The organism is Haloarcula sp. R1-2, assembly GCF_011627385.1.
Taxonomy (GTDB): domain Archaea; phylum Halobacteriota; class Halobacteria; order Halobacteriales; family Haloarculaceae; genus Haloarcula; species Haloarcula marismortui.
Genome location: NZ_JAANTG010000004.1, coordinates 94,826 through 117,903 on the forward strand (window position 1 = coordinate 94,826; position 23,078 = coordinate 117,903).

At 64.1% G+C, this 23,078-nt stretch carries 24 protein-coding genes; 9 read left to right on the forward strand and 15 right to left on the reverse strand.

Translation table 11 applies throughout. The features are described from left to right. The first annotated feature begins 113 nt into the window (after nt 1–113). Nucleotides 114–1,163 (forward strand): glycosyltransferase family 4 protein, encoded by a 1,050-nt coding sequence (locus G9C82_RS16580; protein ID WP_127014702.1) that lies wholly within the window; start codon nt 114–116, stop codon nt 1,161–1,163. A 23-nt stretch (nt 1,164–1,186) separates the two neighbouring features. On the opposite strand, the gene G9C82_RS16585 is transcribed toward G9C82_RS16580, so the two are convergent. Beyond that, nucleotides 1,187–2,644 carry an MFS transporter gene (locus tag G9C82_RS16585; protein ID WP_277601738.1) on the reverse strand — a complete coding sequence of 486 codons (1,458 nt, stop codon included), beginning with the start codon at nt 2,642–2,644 and terminating at the stop codon, nt 1,187–1,189. On the opposite strand from G9C82_RS16585, the gene G9C82_RS16590 reads away from it, so the two are divergent. Further along, the gene (locus G9C82_RS16590) at nt 2,630–3,733 is read left to right on the forward strand and encodes a glycosyltransferase family 4 protein (protein ID WP_004956905.1); all 1,104 of its coding nucleotides are present in this window, start codon (nt 2,630–2,632) and stop codon (nt 3,731–3,733) included. The two genes, G9C82_RS16585 and G9C82_RS16590, sit on opposite strands and share 15 nt — an antisense overlap. 32 nt (nt 3,734–3,765) lie before the next feature. Here G9C82_RS16590 and G9C82_RS16595 read toward each other — a convergent pair whose 3' ends face one another. The 4 genes from G9C82_RS16595 to gatC all read right to left on the reverse strand — a co-directional run bounded on the left by G9C82_RS16595 (nt 3,766) and on the right by gatC (nt 6,783). Further along, nucleotides 3,766–3,948 carry a hypothetical protein gene (locus G9C82_RS16595; protein WP_004956911.1) on the reverse strand — a complete coding sequence of 61 codons (183 nt, stop codon included), beginning with the start codon at nt 3,946–3,948 and terminating at the stop codon, nt 3,766–3,768. A gap of 41 nt (nt 3,949–3,989) precedes the next feature. After that, nucleotides 3,990–5,135 (reverse strand): M48 family metallopeptidase, encoded by a 1,146-nt coding sequence (locus tag G9C82_RS16600; protein WP_127014704.1) that lies wholly within the window; start codon nt 5,133–5,135, stop codon nt 3,990–3,992. Nucleotides 5,136–5,226: 91 nt separating this feature from the next. Continuing rightward, complete coding sequence (gene gatA, locus G9C82_RS16605) at nt 5,227–6,504, reverse strand: Asp-tRNA(Asn)/Glu-tRNA(Gln) amidotransferase subunit GatA (protein ID WP_007187744.1); 1,278 nt, start codon at nt 6,502–6,504, stop codon at nt 5,227–5,229. Continuing rightward, nucleotides 6,505–6,783: an Asp-tRNA(Asn)/Glu-tRNA(Gln) amidotransferase subunit GatC gene (gatC, locus tag G9C82_RS16610; protein ID WP_004956920.1), complete on the reverse strand. Its 279-nt coding sequence runs from the start codon at nt 6,781–6,783 to the stop codon at nt 6,505–6,507. A 225-nt stretch (nt 6,784–7,008) separates the two neighbouring features. Between gatC and G9C82_RS16615 the strand changes: the two genes are divergently transcribed. Both G9C82_RS16615 and G9C82_RS16620 read left to right on the forward strand, forming a co-directional pair. Further along, the gene (locus G9C82_RS16615; protein WP_004591831.1) at nt 7,009–7,983 is read left to right on the forward strand and encodes a transcription initiation factor IIB family protein; all 975 of its coding nucleotides are present in this window, start codon (nt 7,009–7,011) and stop codon (nt 7,981–7,983) included. Nucleotides 7,984–8,026: 43 nt separating this feature from the next. Beyond that, complete coding sequence (locus tag G9C82_RS16620) at nt 8,027–8,503, forward strand: NUDIX hydrolase (protein WP_011223578.1); 477 nt, start codon at nt 8,027–8,029, stop codon at nt 8,501–8,503. 7 nt (nt 8,504–8,510) lie between these two features. Here G9C82_RS16620 and G9C82_RS16625 read toward each other — a convergent pair whose 3' ends face one another. The 5 genes from G9C82_RS16625 to G9C82_RS16645 form a co-directional block, all read right to left on the reverse strand. Further along, nucleotides 8,511–9,605 carry an asparagine synthase C-terminal domain-containing protein gene (locus G9C82_RS16625; RefSeq protein ID WP_127014705.1) on the reverse strand — a complete coding sequence of 365 codons (1,095 nt, stop codon included), beginning with the start codon at nt 9,603–9,605 and terminating at the stop codon, nt 8,511–8,513. After that, a complete protein-coding gene (locus G9C82_RS16630; protein ID WP_004956929.1) occupies nt 9,605–10,291 on the reverse strand; it encodes a PHP domain-containing protein in 687 nt (228 codons plus the stop codon). The genes G9C82_RS16625 and G9C82_RS16630 overlap by 1 nt, the downstream gene beginning before the upstream one ends. Nucleotides 10,292–10,540: 249 nt before the next feature. Further along, nucleotides 10,541–11,776 (reverse strand): TIGR04347 family pseudo-SAM/SPASM protein, encoded by a 1,236-nt coding sequence (locus tag G9C82_RS16635; RefSeq protein ID WP_127014706.1) that lies wholly within the window; start codon nt 11,774–11,776, stop codon nt 10,541–10,543. Further along, nucleotides 11,773–12,087, reverse strand: coding sequence for an Htur_1727 family rSAM-partnered candidate RiPP (locus G9C82_RS16640; protein WP_007187748.1), 315 nt, complete (start codon nt 12,085–12,087; stop codon nt 11,773–11,775). The genes G9C82_RS16635 and G9C82_RS16640 overlap by 4 nt, the downstream gene beginning before the upstream one ends. Nucleotides 12,088–12,261: 174 nt before the next feature. Further along, nucleotides 12,262–13,287 (reverse strand): hypothetical protein, encoded by a 1,026-nt coding sequence (locus G9C82_RS16645; RefSeq protein WP_127014707.1) that lies wholly within the window; start codon nt 13,285–13,287, stop codon nt 12,262–12,264. A gap of 94 nt (nt 13,288–13,381) precedes the next feature. Here G9C82_RS16645 and G9C82_RS16650 point away from each other — a divergent pair, with 94 nt between their 5' ends. Continuing rightward, a complete protein-coding gene (locus G9C82_RS16650; protein WP_241244128.1) occupies nt 13,382–14,026 on the forward strand; it encodes a hypothetical protein in 645 nt (214 codons plus the stop codon). A 29-nt stretch (nt 14,027–14,055) separates the two neighbouring features. Here G9C82_RS16650 and G9C82_RS16655 read toward each other — a convergent pair whose 3' ends face one another. Then, nucleotides 14,056–14,730: a cytochrome c biogenesis CcdA family protein gene (locus G9C82_RS16655; RefSeq protein WP_004956939.1), complete on the reverse strand. Its 675-nt coding sequence runs from the start codon at nt 14,728–14,730 to the stop codon at nt 14,056–14,058. Nucleotides 14,731–14,783: 53 nt separating this feature from the next. On the opposite strand from G9C82_RS16655, the gene ccmA reads away from it, so the two are divergent. Beyond that, entirely contained in the window at nt 14,784–15,482 is a 699-nt protein-coding gene (ccmA, locus tag G9C82_RS16660) for a heme ABC exporter ATP-binding protein CcmA (RefSeq protein ID WP_127014708.1), read from the forward strand. Then, nucleotides 15,479–16,156 (forward strand): heme exporter protein CcmB, encoded by a 678-nt coding sequence (locus G9C82_RS16665; RefSeq protein ID WP_127014709.1) that lies wholly within the window; start codon nt 15,479–15,481, stop codon nt 16,154–16,156. Before ccmA ends, G9C82_RS16665 begins: the two co-directional genes overlap by 4 nt. A gap of 12 nt (nt 16,157–16,168) precedes the next feature. Here G9C82_RS16665 and ccsA read toward each other — a convergent pair whose 3' ends face one another. Genes ccsA through G9C82_RS16680 form a run of 3 tightly spaced genes read right to left on the reverse strand, consistent with a single transcriptional unit; the run spans nt 16,169 to nt 20,470 of the window. Beyond that, entirely contained in the window at nt 16,169–18,535 is a 2,367-nt protein-coding gene (gene ccsA, locus G9C82_RS16670; RefSeq protein ID WP_127014710.1) for a cytochrome c biogenesis protein CcsA, read from the reverse strand. Continuing rightward, entirely contained in the window at nt 18,532–18,996 is a 465-nt protein-coding gene (locus G9C82_RS16675) for a thioredoxin family protein (protein ID WP_004956950.1), read from the reverse strand. Before G9C82_RS16675 ends, ccsA begins: the two co-directional genes overlap by 4 nt. 49 nt (nt 18,997–19,045) lie before the next feature. Beyond that, the gene (locus tag G9C82_RS16680) at nt 19,046–20,470 is read right to left on the reverse strand and encodes a cytochrome-c peroxidase (RefSeq protein WP_004956952.1); all 1,425 of its coding nucleotides are present in this window, start codon (nt 20,468–20,470) and stop codon (nt 19,046–19,048) included. A 145-nt stretch (nt 20,471–20,615) separates the two neighbouring features. On the opposite strand from G9C82_RS16680, the gene G9C82_RS16685 reads away from it, so the two are divergent. Together G9C82_RS16685 and G9C82_RS20655 are read left to right on the forward strand one after the other, a co-directional pair. Continuing rightward, nucleotides 20,616–21,380: a cytochrome c biogenesis protein gene (locus tag G9C82_RS16685; protein ID WP_004956955.1), complete on the forward strand. Its 765-nt coding sequence runs from the start codon at nt 20,616–20,618 to the stop codon at nt 21,378–21,380. A gap of 2 nt (nt 21,381–21,382) precedes the next feature. After that, nucleotides 21,383–21,505, forward strand: a complete 123-nt coding sequence (locus G9C82_RS20655) for a hypothetical protein (protein WP_004956957.1) — start codon at nt 21,383–21,385, stop codon at nt 21,503–21,505. A gap of 38 nt (nt 21,506–21,543) precedes the next feature. Here the strand turns inward: G9C82_RS20655 and G9C82_RS16690 are convergent, their stop codons facing one another. Beyond that, entirely contained in the window at nt 21,544–23,073 is a 1,530-nt protein-coding gene (locus G9C82_RS16690) for a sulfite oxidase (protein WP_127014711.1), read from the reverse strand. Between the last annotated feature and the right edge of the window lie 5 nt (nt 23,074–23,078).

Genomic DNA, 23,078 nt, shown 5'->3' on the forward strand with positions numbered 1-23,078 from the left:
ATATCATGCTTTGGGTACTTTCTGGCTGTTCTGAACTTTTGTGTGGGACGCAAGCACTGCCCCTCACAGGGAAAGTCGATAGGATTTTCGGCCCGGCCAGAGAGCCCCGAGACGTGCGCGTCCTGAACTATCTCGAACTGGCCGACCGCCTCGACCGGTCGGGCATCGGCACCGCCGTAGACCACCAGCGGGCGGCGCTGTCCGAGACCGACATTGAGGTCGAGACGACGCCCTGGCAGGAGGGGCACCCGGCATGGGCGCTGGGGGGCAATATCGCGTTCAACGACCCGATGTTCCGCGAGTTTGACATCGCCCACTGCAACATGATCGGGCCGGGCTCCGTTGCCGTGGCCCGGTACGCGGCGCAGGCAGACATCCCGCTCGTCCTCCACGCTCACGTCACCCGCGAGGATTTCCGGGATAGCTTCCGCGGGTCGAACCTGATCGCGCCGGTTCTGGGCCGCTACCTCCGGTGGTTTTACTCCCAGGCCGACCTCGTCCTCTGTCCCTCTGAATACACGAAAGGTATCCTCGAATCGTACCCAGTCGACGCGCCGATACGGCCGATGACAAACGGCGTCGACATCGACGCACTGGCGGGCTACGAGGATATGCGAGAGGACTACCGGCGGCGCTACGACCTGGATGGGATGGTGGTTTTCGCTGTCGGAAACGTCTTTGAACGCAAGGGGCTGACGACGTTCTGTGAACTCGCCCAGGAGACGGAGCACGACTTCGCGTGGTTTGGCCCCTACGACGCCGGGCCACAGGCCTCAAAGACCGTCTCCCGGTGGGTGAACAACCCGCCTGAGAACGTGACTTTTACCGGGTGGGTCGAGGACATTCGTGGTGCCTTCGGGGCCGGCGACGTGTACCTGTTCCCGACGAAGGCCGAGAATCAGGGCATCGCCGTGCTAGAGGCGATGGCCTGCGGGAAGGCGGTCGTCCTCTCGGACATTCCGGTGTTCCGGGAGTACTACGAGGACGGTCACGACTGTCTCATTTGCGCGGACGAGGCCGAGTTCCGCGAAGCGCTGGAGCGCCTCGCCGAGGACCCCGACCTGCGGGAGCGGCTTGGTGAGAACGCAAGACAGACGGCCAGAGAACACAGCTTAGACCGGGTCAGCCGGCGGCTTGTCGAGACGTACGAAGAGCTAGCCTGAGGGTCGTTCGAAGCGGACAGTTGTTACGCTGAGAGCGGTTCGCTGTTGACAGATATCGTTGATGAGCGCCGCCAGACGACCGCGACTAGCACCGCGCCGACCAGCACCAGCGCGCCGGCGACGCCGAACGCGAGCAGGAAGTCGTAGCCCCCGAGCCAGCCGCCGAGTATCGACCCGACACCGCTCGCGAGCCCGGAGATAGCGGTGTACAGCCCGAGCGCCTCGCCGCGGATCGCCGGCGGTGCGAGCTGGGTGACGACGCTGGCCGCGGTGACGGCGATGACGGCCCAGGCGACGCCGATGAGGGCGAACACGACACCGTTGACCGCTGTGCCGACGAGCGTGGCCGGGAGGAGCAGTCCCACAGCGGCAACAGCCGGATGGAGCGCCGCGCGGGCGAGCAGGCCCCCGACTTGGAGCCCGCTCGGGCTGTAGCGTTCAGCGAGTGCGCCAGCACGGTCGTACCACAGCGCCGAGCCGACGCTGGAGACGAGATACAGCGCGAAGACGAGTCCCGATTCGTAGCCGAGCGTCCGCGAGAGATACAGCGGCAACGGTCCCCAGAACACGCCGAAACCGACGAAGAAGACGATGACAGCGCCAAAGTAGATTGTCAGTGCCGGGGAGAACCGGGCCGCGACCTCTCGGGGGTGTAGCGACCGCGTGAGCCAGTACAGTCGGCCCTGACCGACCGGGAACGTTGCGCTCCGGACCGGCAGTCGACGCGACCGGGCGATAGCCCGTGCCACCCGGCTGGCCCGCGGACGGTCGAGTTCCGTGGGGTCGGGCGGAAGCCACTTCGCTGCGAGAAACGCCGACAGGCCGACGGCAGCCGCACACAGCCACAGCAGCGACTGCTGGGCGGCAATCTCTCCAAGTGGTCCAGAGAGTAACGCCGTCCACACGAGCCCGAGGACTAACCCACCGGCCCAGCCCCAGCCCTGATAGCGGTTCAATACAGCGAACCGCGCCGGCCAGTCCCGTTCGACGGTCCCTGCGGTGACAAGCAGCGTCAGTACCGGCGCGACAGCGCCCGCTGCGAACCATAGCAGGCCGTTACCGGCGATGACAAGCCACGGCTCCTCAGTAAGCGAGACAAGCACCAGCGCAAGGGTCGCCAACCCCAGTGCGAGGAGGACGAGCGACCGACGCTTCCCCGTTTTGTCTGCGATGCGTCCGAAGATGAGTGCGCCCGGCGCACCCGCGGCGGCGGCCACCCCGGCGAGAACGCCCAGCATGAACGTCTCGCCGCCGATGGCGACGAAATACAGCGGAACAAGCAGTGAGCCCCCACCCAGCGCAACCGACGCGAGTGCCCAGGCGTACAGCCAGCCGTCCCGGTCCATTACCCACAATCCACCACGGTGCCTGAAAAGCGCTCTGGCGCCTGTGCTCTGGTGACAGTCGTCTGACGTGTGGCTTGCCAATGGCAACGGTTTAAGCCCTGGTCCTGCTACGCCGCGGCGATGGCACTGCCGCACGTCGCGACGTTTACCGACACGTACCTCCCGACCGTCAATGGGGTGACCTACACGGTCGAGACGTGGCGGGACCGCTGGCGCGACCGCGGCGGTCGCATGGACGTGGTCTATCCGAAAAGCGACCACGACTCATCCGAAAACGAATACCCCGTCCGGAGCCTTCCATTCCCGTTCTACGAGGGGTTTCGGCTCGGGATGCCACAGATACCGAAGGGCGTCCGGGACGCCGAACTGGTCCACGCCCACACGCCATTCAGCCTCGGGATGGCGGGCCAGCGACTCGCAGGGAAACTCGACATCCCGTTCGTCGCGTCGTATCACACGCCCACGAGCGAGTACGCCGAGTACGTCTCGTTCAACGGCGCTGTCGAGTCAGCGGTCCGCTCCAGCGCCGAGAGCTACGAACGCTGGTTCCTGGGCCGTGCCGACACCGTTATCGCGCCAAGCGAGCGCGCAGCGACCCATCTCCGGGAGTCTATTGGCCTCGATACGACAGTGACCGTCGTTCCGAACGGCGTCGACACGACCGCGTTCGAACCGGTCGACACAACTGCGTTCCGGGAGCGCTATGACCTCCCTGACGGCCCTATCGTCGGCTACACCGGCCGCCACGGCTACGAGAAATGCTTGGAGGACATCATCACCGCCTGCGAGGGGCTGGACGTGACCGTCGTGTTCGCCGGTGACGGGCCGGCCCGCGAGTCACTCGAAGCGACGGCCGAGCACAGCGACGCCGACGTGCGCTTTCTCGGCTTTTTAGACCGCGTGGAGCTCCCCGAACTGTACTCGACGCTCGACGTGTTCGCGTTCCCCAGCCCCGTCGAGACGCAGGGTCTGGTCGCGCTGGAGGCAAACTGCTGTGGGACGCCCGTCGCCGGTGTCGACGCTGGCGCACTCAGCGACACTATCGAGGACGGCGAAACCGGCTACACCTACGACGAAGGCGATATCGACGGCTTCCGTCGAGCTATCGAGCGCGTCCTCGACGAGCAGGAACATCTTCGAGAGCGCTGTCTCGCCCGGCGCGATATTATTAGCGTCGAGCACGCCATCGACAAACTGGCCGACGTGTACGACAGCGTGCTGTAGCTGTCATCGGCACAGCGTCTGAGTCACGCAACTCAGGCCCGCGAGTGCGACCAGCCGATACCGAACGCGAGCCCGTTGAGCGTTCCAAGCAGCATTCCGAGATAGAAATCCCCCAGTGACACGGCCAGTATCAGGCCGGCCCCGATGCCCAGGGCCAGCCCCTTCAGGACCGTCGGCCAGTGGAGCCAGCTCAATCGCCCGTCGTCGTCGCTCATACGCTCTCTCGGGCCGCGGGCGAGTAAACTGTACCCATTCGTCACGGCTGCTCGTGCTGGTCGAGGGTGGACTGTCGCTCCGTCAGGGCATCGATGCGGTCGTCGACGGCTGGATGCGACCCGGGCAGCAGCCGCTCGGTGACGCTCTGCCAGCGGCGAGCGAGGCGTTCGGCCCGTCCCTCTGGCGGAGTTTGCTCGTCGGGCGCAATGGCGTAGGGAACCACACAGAGTTCTCGGACGCCGGTCTCGGCGGTTCGGATGTCTGTGTCCGGGCGCTGACTGTCTGTCAGCGTCTCCAGCGCGCTGGCAAGTGCCGCCGGGGAGCCACAGATAGCGACACCGCCTGCGTCTGCAGCGTACTCCCGGATTCTGGACAACAGCCGGTAGCAGGCCGTGCTAGCGAGATACAGCGTCGCCGTGACCGGTATCGCAATGACAGCAAAGAGCAGCATCACAATTTGAATGTTCCCGCCAGCGAACCACGTCCCGTCCCGGTCCTCACCGCCGAGGAACCAGTGACAAAGCCCCGAGTACTGCACTGTCTTCCCGAGCGTGCGAGTAAACAGCGCGCTGACGGTCGGGAGGAACGCGGCCGCAGTCATGACGAACGCGTCGCCGTTCTTGAGGTGGGCCAGTTCGTGGGCGATGACGGCGTCGAGTTCCGCGTCGTCGAGTCGGTCGACGAGCGCCGTGGTCACGAACAGCGTCTGCTCGCCGGGCCGGCTGGCGACGTAGCTGTTGGGCGCTTCGGCGTCGATAACCGTCACGTCCGGTGTCGCCATGTCTACCGTCTGTGCTAACCGAGCCACTCGCCCTTGGAGGCGGTCGGTGGTTTCGCTGCGCCGTACCTCCGCCCGCATCTCATCGATGGACTCGGGATCGGATGCTCTGGATTCCGTTGCAGTTGTCCCAGCACCCCGGAGCGTCATCCGGTAGCCGTAGATGGACTGGACGGCGAGGACGAGCGGCGTCCCGACGAGGATAACGGGCCACAGCGGCACGATATCGAACCCCATCGTCCAGAACAGCGTCCCGGTGTCGTACCCGACCAGCGGCAGGAGGCCAAAAGCAACATGACCCAGCACGTACGCGACGGCGACAGCCACGGCGTCGAACACAACAAGTCCCACTACGAGCGCGAGGAGGCGTGCGCGGAGGGACCACGTAGTGGACAGGAGGGAAGGCATAATTGTCTGTTCGTCATGACGAACAAAAAGTGTACGGAGGGTTCGGCCCCAGCCTCAGGCCATCGGCTCGGATGATTGCTTACTCGCGTGCTTATGCCAGTGCGCTGCCGGCCCGGATAATTTCGCGTTCACCGAACGCCGGCCCGACCAACTGGAGCCCGACCGGCAGTCCATCGTCGGTTTCGCCAGCGGGAACGGAGATAGCCGGAAGGTTTGCAAGGTTCACCGGCGTCGTGTTGGCGTCGGCCAGATACATCGTGAGCGGGTCGTCGAGGCTTTCGCCGCGTTTCATCGGCGGGACGGGCATCGTCGGCGAGGCGAGCACGTCGGCATCGTCAAGCGCCTCGTCGAAGTCCTGTTTGACCCACGCGCGGGCGTCCTGTGCTTTCTTGTAGTACTTGTCGTGGTAGCCCGCTGAGAGGGCGTACGTCCCGAGGAGAATCCGGCGCTTGACCTCCTCGCCGAAGCCCTGTTCGCGGGCGTTCGCGAAGGACTCGTTCCAGTTGCCGTCGTAGCCGCCCGATTGGCCGTAGCGGACGCCGTCGAACCGCGCGAGGTTTGAGGACGCCTCGGACATGGCGATGACGTAGTACGCCTCAACGGCGTGTTCCACTGACGGGAGGTCGACCTCGTGGTAGCTCGCGCCCTGGGCTTCGAGGTCGTCCATTGCGTCCCAGAACGTCTCGACGACCGCTTCGTCAGCCCCGTCAAGCAGTTCCGTCGGAACGCCGATAGAGAGTCCGTCGACGTCACCGTCGGCGGCCGCTGCGTAGGAGCCGTCGGCCTCGGGCGCTTCCTGCGTCGTCGCGTCGTGTTCGTCGGGCCCGGCGATGACATCCAGCAGTTCCGCAGCGCCCTCAACAGACGGCGCGATGGGACCGATCTGTTCGAGGCTGTTAGCGTAGGCGATGAGGCCGTACCGGGAAACCAGCCCGTAGGTCGGCTTGATGCCGACGACGCCACAAAAAGCGGCCGGGCAGCGGATAGAACCGCCAGTGTCGCTTCCGAGTGCGAGGTCAGCGTCGCCAGCGGCGACGACAGCAGCCGATCCGCCGGAGGAGCCGCCCGGCACGCGGCCTTCAGCGGCGGGGTTCTCGACGGCCCCGAACGCTGACGTTTCGGTGGTCGTCCCCATCCCAAACTCGTCCATGTTCGTCTTGCCGGGGATGGTCGCGCCGGCGTCTTTCAGCCGCTCGACGACCGTCGCGTCGTACGGCGGCACGTAGTCTTCAAGCATCGCCGAGCCACAGGTCGTCCGGACGCCCTCGGTGGAGATGTTGTCCTTGACCGCGACGGTCTTGCCCGCCAGCGGGCCGTCATCCGCGCCCTCGATGGTCTCGTCGGTGACGTAGCCGTTGTACTCCGTCATTTACGACACCTTCGGCCCCTTGAACTGCCCTTCTTCGGTGTCGCTGGCGTTCTGGAGCGCCTCCTCTTGCGAGAGGCTCTCTCGTGTCTCGTCGGGGCGCATCACGTTCGAAAGTTCGGCCTCCCGTTCCGTCTCGGGGACATCGTCGAGCGCTTCGAACGCGTCGAGAATGTCGGCAAATTGCTCAGTGAACCGTTCGATCTCGTCGTCTGCGAGGTCGACACGGGCGAGGTCGGCGACGTGCTTGACCTCCTCGGGATCGACGGCGGGGTCGCTCATGTCGGGGCGGAGTGCTGGATGCGCGGTAAGCGTTTCGAAACACCGGCCAGACTTATAGACTAATTAACAATTAGTGAAGGGAATACACAAGATTTGCCAACTCTTGTTTTCCGTTCCGAAAATTGGACTTCTGAAACAGACAAAACTTTTAAGTCGCCGTAGATACAACAATTGGTTACAACACGTTTTTCGGGTACGATACCCGGTTGTCCCACCCCCCAACAAATGACCGATACCAGCATCCGCCGATACTCGAACGAGCGCGAGACGGAGACAGAGCAGACGGAGGAAGAGGAGTCGGAGTCACTCGTCTGTCCGGAGTGTAGCGGTGCGTTACTCTCCGACAGCGAGCGCGGTGAAACGGTGTGTGAAGACTGTGGGCTAGTCGTCGAAGAAGACGAGATCGACCCCGGTCCCGAGTGGCGCGCGTTCGATTCGAAAGAGAAAGACGAGAAGTCCCGCGTCGGCGCGCCGACGACGAACATGATGCACGACAAGGGCCTCTCGACGAACATCGGCTGGCAGGACAAGGACGCCTACGGCAACTCCCTGTCCTCGCGCCAGCGCGAGAAGATGCAGCGTCTGCGGACCTGGAACGAGCGGTTCCGCACCCGCGACTCCAAGGAACGCAACCTCAAACAGGCCCTCGGTGAGATTGACCGGATGGCTTCGGCGCTCGGACTGCCAGAGAACGTCCGCGAAACGGCTAGCGTCATCTATCGTCGCGCACTGGACGAGGACCTGCTGCCCGGCCGTTCCATCGAAGGCGTCTCGACGGCGTCACTGTACGCCGCCGCGCGCCAGGCCGGCACGCCGCGGTCGCTCGACGAGATTGCAGGCGTGTCCCGCGTCGAGAAAGACGAGATCGCGCGGACCTACCGCTACGTCGTCCGGGAACTCAGCCTCGAAATCCAGCCGGCCGACCCCGAGAGCTACGTCCCGCGGTTCGCGTCGGACCTCGACCTCTCGGAGGAGGTCGAACGGCGCGCCCGCCAGCTCCTCCAGAACGCCAAGCAAGAGGGCGTCCACTCCGGGAAGTCCCCGGTCGGCCTCGCCGCTGCGGCGGTGTACGCCGCTTCACTGCTCACCAATGAGAAGGTGACCCAGAGTCAGGTCAGCGAAGTCGCCAACATCTCCGAGGTTACCATCCGCAACCGCTACCACGAACTGCTGGAAGCAGAGGACAACATCCACCCCTAATCGGTATCGTAACCTAAACCACCGATTGTGCCGTTCCATCGGTATGGAGACCACTCGGCATTTTGTCGCCACCGTCTACGTTGTCAGTGACGGCTCCGTCGCGCTCCACGAGCACAGTAAGCTCGATATGTGGCTGCCCGCTGGCGGCCACATCGACCGCGACGAACTCCCTCACGAGGCCGCGCTGCGCGAGACCCGAGAGGAATTGGGCCTCGATGTGGACCTCATCGCACCACAACAGGACATCGAGAGCGAGACTGTTCAGTCGATGCCCCAGCCACAGCATTTCCTGCTCGAGGACATCAACGTCAACGCAGAGGGCGATGTCGGCCACCAGCACATCGACTTCATCTTCTATGGCCGGACGGACAGCCGCGACATCACACCGGGGCCGGGCGAACAGCCAGCTGACGACTGGGAATGGTTCTCTGCTGATGAGTTACAGGCCCGAAGTGAGGAACTCCCGGCAGATGTCGTCGAGGTCGGCCAGCGAGCAATCGAATCCGTCCGCGAGGCGTAGCCGCGGCTCACTCCACGAGCGATTCGACGTACTGGGTGACGTGGTCGTCCATCCGACGCTTGTAGCCGGCCTGTCGCGCCAGCCGGTCGAGTTCTCGGGCGGCAAGCGAGCCGTACTGAGCGGCCTTTTTATCCCGGTCCGCAATCTCGTCCGGGAGCGATTCCCGGGCCGCCGCCCGGAGCGCGACCTTTCGCGTCTCGCCGTCGACGAGCAGGTCGCCGTCCAGTCGGAGCGCGGCACCAATAACGCGGTCGTGTAACAGCGGCGTTACCGGCTCGACGCCGGCGGCCCGCAAGGCGAGCACGTCCCGCTCCAGTTGGTCGGGGAGCGAGGCGATGACCTCCCGCTGAGCCCCGCGGACGGTGTCGGCCTCGACGCGAGGGTCTTCTGGAGCCTTGGCGACTTTCGCGTAGCCGCCGAACAGCTCGTCGGCTCCCTGGCCGAGCGCCAGTCGGTCGAAACCGTCTGCGGCGACCCGCTCGGCGACGAGGTACAGCGGGAGCGCTATCTGTACGTCCATCGCGTTCGTGCGTGCGGTGGCGCGAGCGATCTCGGGGACGGCCCGTTCGATGGCGTCGTGGGTGAGTTCGACCACGCGGACCTCGGTCCCCAGCAGTTCGGCGGCCGACCGCGCCGCCTCGATATCGTGGCTGTCCGGGAACCCGGCGACGTACAGCGGCGCGTCGAGTCGGGCCGCGAGCAGCGCCGAGTCCACGCCGCCAGAAAAGGCGATTGCGAGAGAGTCAGTGTCGACAGCGTCAATGCTCGTCTCGACAGTCTCACGGACCGTCTCGATAGCTGTTTCACGGTCTCCGAACGGGTCCAACGACGGGAGCGACCACCGCTGTTGGGTCCCGCTCTCGTTTCGAATATGGCCGGCGGGGAACGACCGCGGGTCGGCCAGCGCCGTCGGGTCGTGGCTCCACTGTCCGGGGTCAAGCCGCGCCTCGTCAGAAACGGCACGCTCCACGAACAGCGGGTACCGTCCGAGAACGTCGCGGACGAGCGTTCCGTCAAGTTCGCCCGCGAAGCCGCCAGCACCCGGGAGCGCGTCGTCGCTTGCGAGGGCGTCGGCGACGGTGTCCGCATCGGCTCCCTGCATCACTGTAGGAGCTCCGCGATGCCGTTCTTGACCCGTCGCTTCGCCCCGCCGGCGGCCTGCCGGAAGCTGATTCGCCACGGCGTCCGCTTACCCTCGACGGTCGTCTTGCCCTCACGGATGGCGTCGAGAATCGCTTCGACTGTCCGCTCGTCCGTGCCGACGTTGGTGACCGCCTGCCCGACCATCTCCGCGATGTGGGCGTCGCTGCCGGCGGTCATCGGCAGCCCCCGCCGTCGCGCGAACCGCTCGGCCTGTCGATTCGACCGTCCGGTCAGCAGCCGCGAGTTGTACACTTCGATGGCGTCGGCAGTCGCGAGTTCGTCTTTCGAGATGTGTTCTAACACGCCGTGGCGGGACTCCTGAAACGGATGGGGAACGACTGCGAGCCCGCCCTGCTCGCGGATGCGGTCAAGCGTCTCATCGAACGGGAGGTGTGGCGGAATCGCCTCCTGAATCCCCAGAGCGAGGACGTGTCCGGCGGCACACGTGACCTCCATCCCGGGAATCCCGACAAGACCGTACTCCGGGGCGAGTTCGGCCGCCCGGAGGCTGGCGTCGATTTCGTCGTGGTCAGTCACGGCCAGCGCGTCCAGACCGACGCCGCTGGCTTGCTCTAAGAGAAGCTCGACCGGGTCCCGGCCGTCGTACGACAGCGACGAATGCGCGTGTAGCTCAACCGACTGCACAGGTGGCGATAACGGGGGGCAGGGCAAAAACGCCCCGGTCCGCCCCAGTGCTCACAGAGAACAAACCGGCCGCCGTGTCCATGGCGGCCGAATGCCCGAAGGAACGCCCATCTGTCCCACGAGACTGAGCGTGCGTTTCCCGACGATACGACCGTCAATCGACGGTCGCATGTGATAGTTGCCGGTACGCAGGAATGAGTCGTGCCCCTCAGCTTGGCGGGGATTAAAATGGGGTGGGACGCTGGCGGCTCAGTCGGCCGAGCTCCCGCTCGCCACCGAGTGCTCACCGGTGTCGAACGGCGGCGACCCGTGGACCTCAGTGTCTTCCAGGTAACACTGCGGGTCCGGGGCGAACAGGTCGTCTTCGACGGTGAGCGCCCGGAGTCGGGACGCCCCGCGGCAGACCCCGGCGTAGCGGCAGTCGGCGCATTTCCCCGTGAGATGCTCTTCGCGGTTCCGAAGCGCCGAAAGCAGCGGGTTCGACTCGTCCTCCCAGATAGCGCCGAACGAGCGGTCCCGAACGTTCCCCAGCGAGTACCCCTGCCAGAACTGCGTGAGGTGGACGTTGCCCTGATAGTCCACGTCGGCGACGCGTTCGCCGGTCGGGTCCCCGCCGTTGACCTGCAGGTACTCGTACACCCGCTTTGCCTGCGCGTCGCTCATGTGTTCGCGAGCGTACTCGACGAGGTAGGCCGCGTCGGCGTAGTTCCCGACCAGTAGCGTCTCGATTTCCTCCCCGCGGTCGTGGTACTCGCGGGTCATGTCACAGACTCGCTTCACTGCCTCCCGGCGGGCCTCGGGCGTGAGGTCAGCGTCGACAATCTCAGTTCCGCGGCCGCCGTAATCTAGGTGGTAGAAGCAGAAACGGTCCACGCCAACGTCGGTTAGCAGGTCAACGACGCCCTCTAGGTCCGCGGCGTTGCGCTCGGTGATGGTGTACCGGAGGCCCGTCTTCAGGCCCGCGTCGAGGCAGTTCTCGATTCCCTGGACTGCGCCCTCGAACGCGCCGTCAACCCCGCGGAAGTCGTCGTTTCGCTCCGGCAGGCCGTCGACGGAGACGCCGGCGTATTTCAGCCCGGCGTCTTTCAGCGACTGGGCGCGTTCCTCGGTGATGAGTGTCCCGTTGGTCGAAAGCACCGGTCGGACGCCGACCTCGTTCGCGTAGGCGACCAGTTCTTCGAGGTCCTGCCGGACGAGCGGCTCGCCGCCGGAGAACAGCACCACCGGCGCGCCGTAGTCGGCGAGGTCATCGAGCAGCGCTTTCCCCTCCGCAGTCGAGAGCTCCCCGTCGGCGATTTCCGTGTCGGCGGCGGCGTAACAGTGGTCACAGTAGAGGTTGCACTGCTTGGTGACGTTCCAGACGACAACGGGTCGGCGCTGCTTTTTGTCCCGTATCTGGCGTTTGGTCGACTCGTTTGCCGCGTCGTATCGGAGCCCGTCCCCCTCAGCGTCGAGGTCACAGAGCAGTTTCGAGACCGAAATCATCGGTTTTCACCCCGGAGCGTCTCCGATTCCATCTCGTCGACGCTCATGGTAGCGTCGTCCCCCGTCTTTCCCGTCCCAAGCGTCGTCTCGTCCGTCTGGTAGCGGCGGGTCTTGTCGGCGGGACACAACCACAGCGTGACGGCGGTCCGTGCGAACAGCGACGCGGCCTGCTCCCGGGCGATGTCGACGGACGGCGCGCTGACACTGCCGACGTGAGTGAGCGGGTCCGCCGTGTCCTCGCGGACGAACACCTCCCACTCGCGACTCGTTGCGCCACGCGGGGCGTCTACCTCGTGGTCGAACTCTTCCATACTCCCCAGTTAGACTCCCCAAGAAAAACGGGACTGGCGCGTTCTCAGCTACTGGGAACTACCCGAACGGTGGCGTCTCGGAGCGACCGGAAAACGCCGCTATCGCCATCCGAACGATATCAGTGACCAGTGCCAACACAGCGCGATATTAGACTGTTGCAGCCAAGCCGCTTCTCACTCCGAGGTCTGCGCGTCACGGAGCGTCTGGGTATCCACGTCCTGTCGGACACGTATCGTGCTCTCGCCCGCTCGCTCGACGGTCGGGTCGTCGAAGACTGGCCAGTACGACAGGCGGAACGTCTCCCGTTCGGCGGACTCTGCGGCACCTCGATAGACGGCTTCGACGGCAGCGGGTTGCGCGGGCGCATCGGGGGCAAACGAGAGCGTGACCTGCATCCGCGCGGTATCGTACGACTGCTCGCTGCTGTTGGGAAAGACGGTACTCGCGAGCGCACCGTAGAGGTCGCCCGCAACGCCCTCGAAGCTGCCCGGATTCGGTGACGGGAACAGCACGCCCTGTGCGTCAGCGGCGACGTAGGCGTCATAAAACAGGGGCCGAGTCTCGGGGCTGGCTCCCGTCCACGACGGCTCGTTGCCCGTTCTAGTATCGAGGAGCGCCGAGGTGAGGTCATCGTCTTGCTCGCCGCTGAACCGGACGTAGACACTCCATTCGTTGCCGCCGATGTACGTGAGCTGGCGCTCGCCCTGCTCGTCGGTCTGGTGATACACCTGGTAGCCGTCGACGGTCGAGTCCTTCGTCATGCCCTGTGCTTCGAACGATTCGAGCAGGGACGCTGTCGGCCCACGGGCGATGACGGCGACTTCGAGCGCCTCGGTCCGGTACGTCATCGCCATCGGAACGCTGTTCTCCGTCCGCGCATCGCTTGCCGCGTCAGCGATGAGTTCGTTCCCGGCTGACGCATCAAGCCGAGCGAACCGCAGGTCGGAGACGCTCACGGTCTGATAGCCGACCTTCTGAGGGGTCGAATACGGGAGCGTCCACAGCGGGGGGAGCCAGCGCCGGAACTGGTACTCCGTCGGCACTCGTTGCACTGTCCGCTCGGGCGTCGGTGTCGCGGTGTCAGGGGGGGTTGCCGTTTCGGTGCCGAACAGGCCGCCGGACGAACAGCCGGCGACTGGAATCGAAAGCGCGGACCCGAGCAATGCGAGCGTTCTCCGGCGCGTCTGGTTTCGATTCACGATTTGGGAGCCTTGTTCGGATGTTTTTCGACCGAACCTATGAGCGTTGTGCAATCCCAGCATCCTCACCGCCGGACGCTGGCGGGACGACGGCGTGAGCCAACCACCGCGCGTGTCGACCGACTTGTTTTTCATCGACGGGACGTACTACAGACCGATGCCGGACCGTCCCGATACCGTCGCCGACCGAGGCACACCGACCGTCGCGGGGGTCGTCGGTGCAGGACTGGCAGCCTGCGTTGCTGTCGGGTTCGGGTACGCGTCCCTGACTGGCACAATCGCGACGTTACGCACCGTCCACGTCTGGGTTGGGACCGCGTGGACGGCGCTCGTGCTCGTGTATGGATTCATCGTTGCGCCGCTGTTGCGGGAGCGTGATACGACAGCGGCCTACGCGATCGTGGGTCGACTCGTGCCGGCGACGATTGTCCTGTTGCCCACCTTGGCAGTCGTGACGATTGCCGCCGGCGTCACGATGGCGCTGACCTACGAGATCGTGTGGCCGATGACCACGCTGATCCGGACCGTGCTCGGTGTCGCAGTCGCTATCGCGGGCATCGCACTGCTCGGCGTGCTGCCGACAGACGTTCTCACGTATCGCGAACTCCAGAGCGCGAACCCCGACCCCGAGCGCGTTGTTTCCCTCGGCGCTCGTACCGCGACGCTGCTCACCGTCCAAGGGGCACTGCAGGTGATGATGCTGTTCCTGATGCTCCGTGTTGCTGCAATGGCCACATAGCACACCAGCGACACCACGCTGTTGCCGCGTCAGATATTCGAGAGCAAGACGCGGTCTAGCTGGAACAGCAGCGCGACACCACTCAGTAGCAAGAGATACCCGGCGAGACGACGGACCGTTTCCGTCTGTTCGACGCCCGGGAGTGCGTCTCTGACCCGTCCGCCGGCGACCTTGCTCCCGTAGGCAACACCGAGCATCGGGAGGCCGAATCCGGCACCGTAACTGAACAGCAGGAGACCACTCTGTGAGACATCGCCAGTCGTTCCCGCATACGCCAACACGGCACCCAGAACCGGGCCGACGCACGGCAACCAGAGGATCCCGATAACGAGTCCGAGCGTGAACCCGGCGGCGAGCGGGTGGGCCGCACTCGAGAGGACGCTGATACCGTCGACCCGTCCCGAGATTTTCGACGCGGTCGCCGCGTACGCTTCGTGGAGGTCGTCGTCGGCCATGACCGCGCCGAAGGCGATGATGACGAGGAACGCGGGCGCCCGAAGCGAGTCGGACGTGAGCGTTCCCAGATAACCCGTGAGCAGGCCGACGAGCGTAAACGAGACGATGCTCCCGGCGACAATCGTGAGCGGTTTCAGCCGATGGCCCACGCTCCCCGACAGGAGCGGCGGAAGCACCGGGAGGCAACACGGCGTAAAGACAGTCACGGCACCGGCGGCAAACGACGCGAGAAGCGAAACCGCTGCCATACCCGTACTTGCATTACAAAAGGTAAAAACATCTGCTGTCCGTGTCTCCGGTGATGGCCTTCCTCTCGCTGTCTACAGTCTCAAAGTATTTCGGCCCAAAGGTCGGTGTTGAGGGGATTACTATCGACGTGAGCCGCGGCGAGACGGTGCTTCTGTTCGGTCACAACGGGTCAGGCAAGACCACGTTACTCAGACTTCTGGCGACGCTGACCCGGCCGAGCGAGGGGACGATTTCCCTGCAAGGCACCGAGTTCTCCCGCGACCGGCCGACACAGCGCGGGGAACTCGGGTTCGTCGCCCACGAGACGTATCTGTATGAACAGCTGACTGCCCTCGAGAACCTTCGCCTGCACGCCCGGTTACACGGGGTTGACCCGAACCGATGTGAGGCCCAACTGGACGCTGTCGGGCTCACCGATAGAGGGACCGACCCCGTAAGCGAGTTCTCCCACGGCATGGCAAAGCGGCTCGCACTCGCCCGGGCGACGCTACATGACCCCGCGCTGTTGTTGCTTGACGAGCCGTTCACCGGGCTCGACGAGGAGTCACTGCTGCGGGTGACGGAGCAGCTACGCGAACTGGAGGAGACGACAGTCGTCTTTGCGACACACGACGTGGACCGCGGGTTCCGCTACGCCGACCGGGTGCTCGTGCTCGACGGCGGACAGCTCGTCCGGGATATCGACACGGCCGAGTGTCCCGGGCCGGACGCGATCAAACAACAGTACGTGAACGCACCTCGACAATCATGATTCGGCAGTATCTGCGCGTCGTCCGAGCTATCGCGGCGAAAGACCTGCTGCTCGAAGCACGGGGTAAGCGCCGGGCCAACGGCGCGGCAGTGCTGGCGCTGCTGATAGTCGTTATTTTCTCGTTTGTGTTCGTCCGTCGCGTGGACGAGCAAGCGGTCATCGCCCGCGGTGGCCTGTGGATCGCACTCGTCTTCGCCACGACGCTCGCCCTCTCCCGCGGCATCGCCGTCGAGGACGACAACGCCGCAATCGAGGGGCTGATGCTCGCACCTGTCGACCGGTCCGCGATTTACCTCGGCAAGGTCTGTAGTTCGGCAGTGTTCGTGACTGCAATCGGGTGGGTAACACTCGTCGCTGTAACGGTGTTTCTCGGCACGCCGTTCGGACCCGCCTTGCTCGTCCAACTGGCGCTCGTGTTCCCACTCGCCGCAATCGGATTCAGCGCCGCCGGCGTGTTGTTGACCGCGCTGACGTTAAACTCACAGGTCAACGAATCACTCCTGCCGGTGTTGCTCGTCCCGCTCGTCGTCCCGGTTATCCTCGCAGGGATCGAACTCACGAGCCTCGCTGGTGGGCCATTCTGGCTGTCGGAGTGGTTCCGAATCCTCCTCGTGTACGACGGGACCGTCATCGTCACCGGGTGGGTGAGCTTCGAGTTCGTCATCGAGGCCTGACCGCGCTTCGACTCAATCGCGATTTCCGGAGCGACGGCCACCGGCGGCACCCGACGCTGGATCGAACAGGAAGACCAGCCCCATGCCGACGAGCATCACTGCGACGCCGAACCAGATCTGGTTGGCAAGCGGGTAGCGACTGATTTCGATCGAGAGCCCGCCCGCGGTTCGAGTCCCCACGACGTACGTGTCGCCGGTGATGCCACGTTCGATGAGCGGGTCGTTCGTCTGCATATCGCGACCGCGATACGACTGTTCAGCGACAGTGCCATCGGCGACCAGCGTGTCGCCCCGGTACAGTTGAACGTCGAACCGATGGTCGACGACCCGCGGCGAGTACACGTCTGTCGGCGGGGCCGACGCCGGTCCGACGTTTTCCCCGTTGGTGTAGACGAGCGCGTCGATGTTCCCGGAACGAGGGTCAGAGAGTGTCCCGCGGGCGACGATCACCGACCCCTCTTCGAACTGCACCGTCCCGCTGTCGGCACCGACCCACACGCGGGACCCGTTGAGCTGTGCGATGGTCGTGTCCTCGAAGCGTTGCACTGCGGTCACCTCTCCTTTTACGAGAATCACCGATGACGAGGGGTCAACGGAGCCGGCTTCGGCCGGCGTCATCGCCGCCTCGGTCATCGTCGGCGTGTTCTCCGGCGAGTAGTTGGTTACCTCGACCGTGTACGGCGACCCCTCGACGTCGCGGACGATTCGCTCGCCGGTATCGTCCAGTTCTGTCGCGCCCACGATACCGACGGACGCTGTCGTCGAGAAGACATAGACGAAGGAGACGGAGACGATGAGCAGCGCCGCGCCGACGTGAATGAGGGCGATGCCGGTCTCGTTTAGCTTCGCCTGCCGTCCGGTCAGTCGGCGGAGACGGCCCGCGTAGCGGACGACCCACGCGCCTGCGAAGTACACGGCCGGCGGCAGCACGGTGACCACACTGAGGCTCCCGATGGCGCGGTAATACACCGGGTCGAACGGCTCAGTCGACGACAGCTGCCACTCAGGTCGTGCCAGCACGACACCAACGGCGAGGGCGGCGATGAGCACTGTAGCGGCGGTCACGACTGTCCCTCGCGTACTGAAGCGCTCTTGCTGTGCGTACATCCCTCCGGCAAGGAGCATCCCGACGACGACCGGGAAGCTCCAGAGGTTGTAGTACCGCGCGTCGACGCTGACTTCGACACCTGAAGCGAGGCTGCGAACCACGGGGAACGTGAGGCCCCAGAGCGAGACGAACGCAAGCAGGATGAACCCGAGCACGGCAGCGTGGTAGATTGTCGCCCGGTCGAGCAGGCTCGCTTCTTCGGCGTCGCTTTGCTCAGTCCTGAACCAGTGGATGAACGCGGGACCGACCGCCAGCGTGCTCGTCGTTCCGAGGAGGAACAGGACGCCGCTCCCGATGCCCCCGCCGGCGAACGAGTGGACGCTCCGGAAGACACCGCTCCGGACCACGGTCGTCGCGTAGATGACGAGCGGGAGCAACGCCGCCGTGGCAGCCGGCGCGAGTACTGCGTACCGGCCGGAGCGCCGGTACTGGTTGAGCGTATGCAACACGGCTGTCAGTCCGAGCCACGGGATGAGCACTGACGTTTCGACTGGGTCCCACGACCAGAAGCCACCCCAGCCGAGGACTCGATACGCCCAGATGCCGCCAAGCGTGATCGCGGCAGTCAGCAGGAGCCACGACCCCCGGAGCCAGCGCGTCATGCTGCCCAGCCAGTCGTCGAAGATGCTCTCTGTCCCCCGGAGCCTGGTAACGAAGTGGGTCACGCCAACGGTAAAGGGAACCACCATGAGCGCGTACGCCGAGAACGTTATCGGCGGGTGGATTGCCATGAACGGGTCGACCAGTAGCGGGTTCAGCCCGCTGCCGTCCTGTGGAATCCCGTTAGCCGCGACCGACGGGTACTCTGCCGACAGGGGAGTAAACGGGCTCTCGTTGACTAGCATCCAGGCGAACACGGTGACAACACCCATCCCAAGGGATTGCGAGAGACGTGCGCCGCGTGTGCTGTACCGGCCCAGAAGCAAGGTCGTCGTGACGACAACGGCCGTGAGCATCGCCCACAGAAGTATCGATCCCGCGTTGGACGCGTACACTCCTGTGACTTTGTACAGCGTCGGGAGGTAGTTTGCAGTGTTGTCCCAGACATACGCGTTGGTGTAATCCCCACTGAGAAACTGCGAAGTCAGGTATAGCAGTGCGATGACGAACGACCCCGTCGCGACGCCCGCGGCAGCCTGGCTGACGCGAAGGAACGACTCGTCGCCGGTCACGTACTCGTAGCCGAGTAGCGCCGTGGCAAGCACGCTTCCGAACAGGCCGATTGCCAGCAGCCAGGTCCCGACTGCTAGCCCGAATACGACTGTTGTCATGTTGCCTCCTCGGACCCCTTCTCAAGCGTTGCAAGCAGTTCGTCCCGCCCGATGTACCCCTCAACGCTCTCGACAGTGTCGCCGTTTGGCGTCATAATCCGGTGTTGTGGCGGATACGTCGCTTGGTGCTGGCGAACCAGCGCTGTCCCGTTCCCCGGGTCGTCGATGTTTATTGCGAGCAGGACGTAGTCATCCATCGCAGCACGGATAGTCTCGTTCCGGTAGTGGTTCTTGTCATACCGCTCGCAGTACGTACACCACGTCGCCCAGTAGTAGACCAGAACCGGCTTGTCCTGTGACTGGGCCGCATCGAGCGCAGTACCGGGGTCGGTTTCCCACTCTAAACCGCCCTGATACGTGTGTGCGTCGTCTCGGACCACCGGTGCAGCGTTCATCGAATAGTAGCCTACCCCAAGGACTACCAGGAAGAACGCGATGGTGATCGTTTTACGAGCGTTCATTTGGTGACTGTGTCAAAATATGTGATGCCAGAAAGGCTGTCGATTCCTGTTACCGCTTGCGCTGGGCGTACGCCACAGCAAGGAGCGCGATGAGCAACGCCGCGGCCATCATGAACGCGGCGGCACTGGTCGGGGAACTCCCGTCGCTGCTACCGCCGCTGACCCCTGCCTGCTGTGGTTCCGCTGTCTGCTGTGCTGCGGCCGTCTCTGCGGGCGTTCCGACCGAAGCAGCGTCGTCAGTGTCCGGCGCAGATGCGTCGCCCGCATCTTCGGGGAGCATCGGCTCGCCGCCACTCCGGGACGGGATACGCGGCATTTGCTGCTCGGGGTACTGTCCGGTGAGGCTGGTCATGAACGCGGTGACGTTCTCGGCCTGCTGGTCGGAGATATTCTGACCGACCTGACAGGACGCCATCACCTTCGTCGCGTTCTCTAGCGTCCGGACCTGACCGTTGTGGAAGTACGGCGCTGTGTGCTCGACGTTCCGGAGCGTCGGAACCTTGAACATATGCTCGTCACTGCTGTCACCGGTCACTCCGGCGCGCCCGGAGTCAGCGTACAGGTTGTATCGGTCGATGTACTGGTCACACTGCGGGTTCGAACCCTGGTAGACGCCTAGCTTCTGGTAGTATCCGTTTCCGTTCTCCATCTGCCACTGCGGGCCGTTGAACGCGGGCCCGGAGTGACAGCCCTGACAGCCCAGCTCTTTGAACGTCTCCATCCCGTTGAGCTGCCGTTCGGTCAGGGCGTCCTCGTCACCTCTGACGTACCGGTCGTACGAGCTGTTCGGCGTGATGAGCGTCCGCTCGTAGGCAGCGATTGCGTCGACGGTGTTGTTGAGCGTGACCGGGTCCTCACCGCCGTAGACATCTTCGTACAGCTCAACGTAGCCCTCGTTGTTACGTATCTTCTCCATCGCCGCCTCGGAGGTCGGCATCCCCATCTCGACGCCTGCGGTGATGGGGCCTTTTGCCTGCGCTTCAAGCGTGTCGGCGCGGCCGTCCCAGAACTGAGTGCTCATGAACACGGCGTTCCACACCGTCGGCGAGTTGCGCGGCCCGGTCTGGCCGTGGACACCGCGACCGACAGTTCGGCTGCCGTCGCCACCTTCCATCACGTTGTGGCAGGTGTTACAAGAGATAGAGCCGGTGTCAGAGAGGCGCGGATCGAAGAACAGTTTCTTCCCGAGTTCGATCTTTGCCTCTGTGTCATTTGGCTTCCGGACTTCCTCATAGGACGGCAGCGGCTGACTGGTTGGTGGTTCGACGGGTAAATCGGACGTCTCGTTGCTACTCTGATTACTCGTCTGTGCGGTCTGTTGCGCTGTCTCGTCAAGCGTGTCGCTCACTGCTTCACCTGACGGCCCCCCATCCACAGCACCGACGGTGCTTACAATAGGTCCGCCAATCAACAGTAGCGACATGCCAACGACGAAGACGGCGCGAGCCAACGGCTGTCGCGACATATACCGCATATGTTCCCTAGCCCTCTTAAAATGGAGCGGTAAATATTCAGGGAGGGGATACTTAAAGCAGACAAGCGCAGTCTATCGGTTCCCGGTCTGTGGTTGATTGAGAATCCGCACAACAGTTTTTTGTGTGGCCTCAAGAACTGAGCGTATGAACGTATTGTCACGGCTCGAAACCCGCGGGATTCCGTATCTCCGCGCGTTGTTTCAGTCTAGCAGTATCAAGTACTTGACCCTTCTCGCTGGGGTTGCATCGCTGGGGAGCATCTTCGGCATGGCGTCAGATTCGATGTACGGCGTCAGCAATCAGATCAACCTGATTGCGTACTGGCATATCGGTCTGGCGACGGCCGCAGCGGTTGCGCTCACAGTGACATTCCTCGGGTGTGCCCTCTATCTGGCGACCGAGACGCCGTTCTGGGAGTTCCTCGCCCATTCGTCGGGCGAAGTCGGGTTCCTGATGGTCACGCTGACGCTGGTGACCGGGAGCGTCTGGGGGAAAGTTATCTGGAACAGCTGGTGGGAGTGGACTGACATCCGTCTGGTCACGTTCCTCGTCATCTGGTTCATCTACGCGGGCTACCTGCTCATCTACTCCGCCGGCGGGGATTCTGCCTCTCTCAAGCGCATTACGTCGGTGTACGGCATCGTCGGGTTCGTGACTGTGCCGCTCTCGTATCTGTCCACGCGGCTCTGGACGCCCACGTTCCATCGACCGACGACCGGGAATCCGGACGCGGACGCGACGATTACAGTCCCGGCGTTACTCCTTTCCATCGCGGCACTCCTGCTCGTCTATCTCTACCTCGTCGGGTCCCGGGTACAGCTACGCGAACTCAAACGTCGGGTCAACTACGCCCGCCGCGACCGGACGCTCGACGACCACGCGATGGGGCCGAGCCAGGGGGGTGATTGAAGATGGAACCCCTCCTTCTGGTCGGCTACAGCGCGGTCTTTCTGGCACTCATCATGTACGTCGGCTATCTCCGTAACCAAGTCACGGCGCTCGAAGAACAGATTTCGGAACTCGTCGATCAGTAACGCAGCTCCCGTCCCGGTTGACCAGGCCGAGCCAGTTTTTACAACTGGACGCTCAAATCGAGCCGACTCCAGCCGGTCGCGCCGTCCGGGAACGGACTTGAGCGCACGCGTGTCTGCTCCGCTCCGGTCCCGTCGATTGCTTTCGCAATGACAGTGTAGCTGGAGCGTTCGGGCTGCCATTCGTACTTCCATTGCCGCCAAGTGTCCGGGTCCGGTAGTTGGTCCGATAGCGTCGCCGTGTCCCACGTTTCGCCACCATCGAGTGAGACAAGCACTGCCCGTATTCCATCTGTTCCGGCATAGGCGTGTCCACCGAGCTGGACCCGCCCATCGGAAAGACGGTTACTCGTGCTGATTTTGACGACCGTATTGACTGTTCCCATCCCGTTCCAGCCTCGTTCTTCCCAGTAGCCGCTCTCCGACTGGTCGACGACCTCGATCTCGTCGAGCCACTTCACGTTGAGTTTGCCCCACCGGTTAGGGAGCAGCGCGCGGACCGGGAACCCGTGCTGGCGCGGGAGTTGGCTCTCGTTCATCCCGTAGGCCAGCATCGCGTCCGAAAGCATCGACATCGGCATCGAGTAGTAGTAATCGTCGGCCGCGCGGAAGACGACGTGGCTTCCGTTCGCGCCGGCTTCGGAGAGGAGGTCCATGAGCGAACAGCCCGTCCAGAGGGCGGTCCCGATCTGCTCGCCGTCGACCGGGTCGCCCAGACAGCGGAGCGTTTTGAACCGGGTGATCGTTTCTCGCTGTCTGAGGTCTTCGTATGTAAACTCTCGCTCCGTCTCGACGTTGCCGGTGACTGAGAGCGTCCAGCTATCCGCCTCGACAGTCGGCGGACGGGGGTTGATATCGACGGTGAAAAACGAATCCGTCGTGTCGACCAGGCCGGCCATCCCCTCGACATCGAACGACCGGTCGGCGGCCGTGGCGAGGCGCTGTTCAACCGGGTTAGACTCGTCTTCACGTTCTGATGACGATGTCGAGAGGTCCTCTGTCTGGGACCCGCTACCCTGCACGAATCCGACAGCGTGCGCGACGACGTTGTAAGCCCCGAGTCCGGCGAGGGTCTTTACGAACGCACGTCTGTCATCAGGGGTCGCCGGCTGCCCGTTGCTGTTGTCGGTCGAGCGTGCAATCACCAGCCCGGTCCCGATTGTCCCGGCGGCGGCAGGTACGATGGCGGGCAGCGGTGCCCAGACAGTAGCGGCGACGAACACCCAGACGGCAAGCAGCGATAGCACCATGCCACCGATGTTCGGAGCCCCTTCGACAAGCCGCTCACCTGTCCGAAAGCCAGCGTAGCTGACCGCACCAGTGACCCCGGCCAGTGCGATTCCGAACACGAGGAGAGCAAGCGAAAACGACAGGTCGCCGAAGTTCCAGATGATCGAGGCGACTACTGAGCTCGGGAGGATGTCCAGCGCGGTTCGGCTCGCCGCGATGATGACGAACTCCCGAGACGTCCCGTACAGTGCGAACGAGGTCCCCACAACCGAGACCCCGCTGGTGAAGACAGTGATTGCGCGGCGGGACCGCCCCTGAAAAATCTCAGACGTCTCACTCATGGATC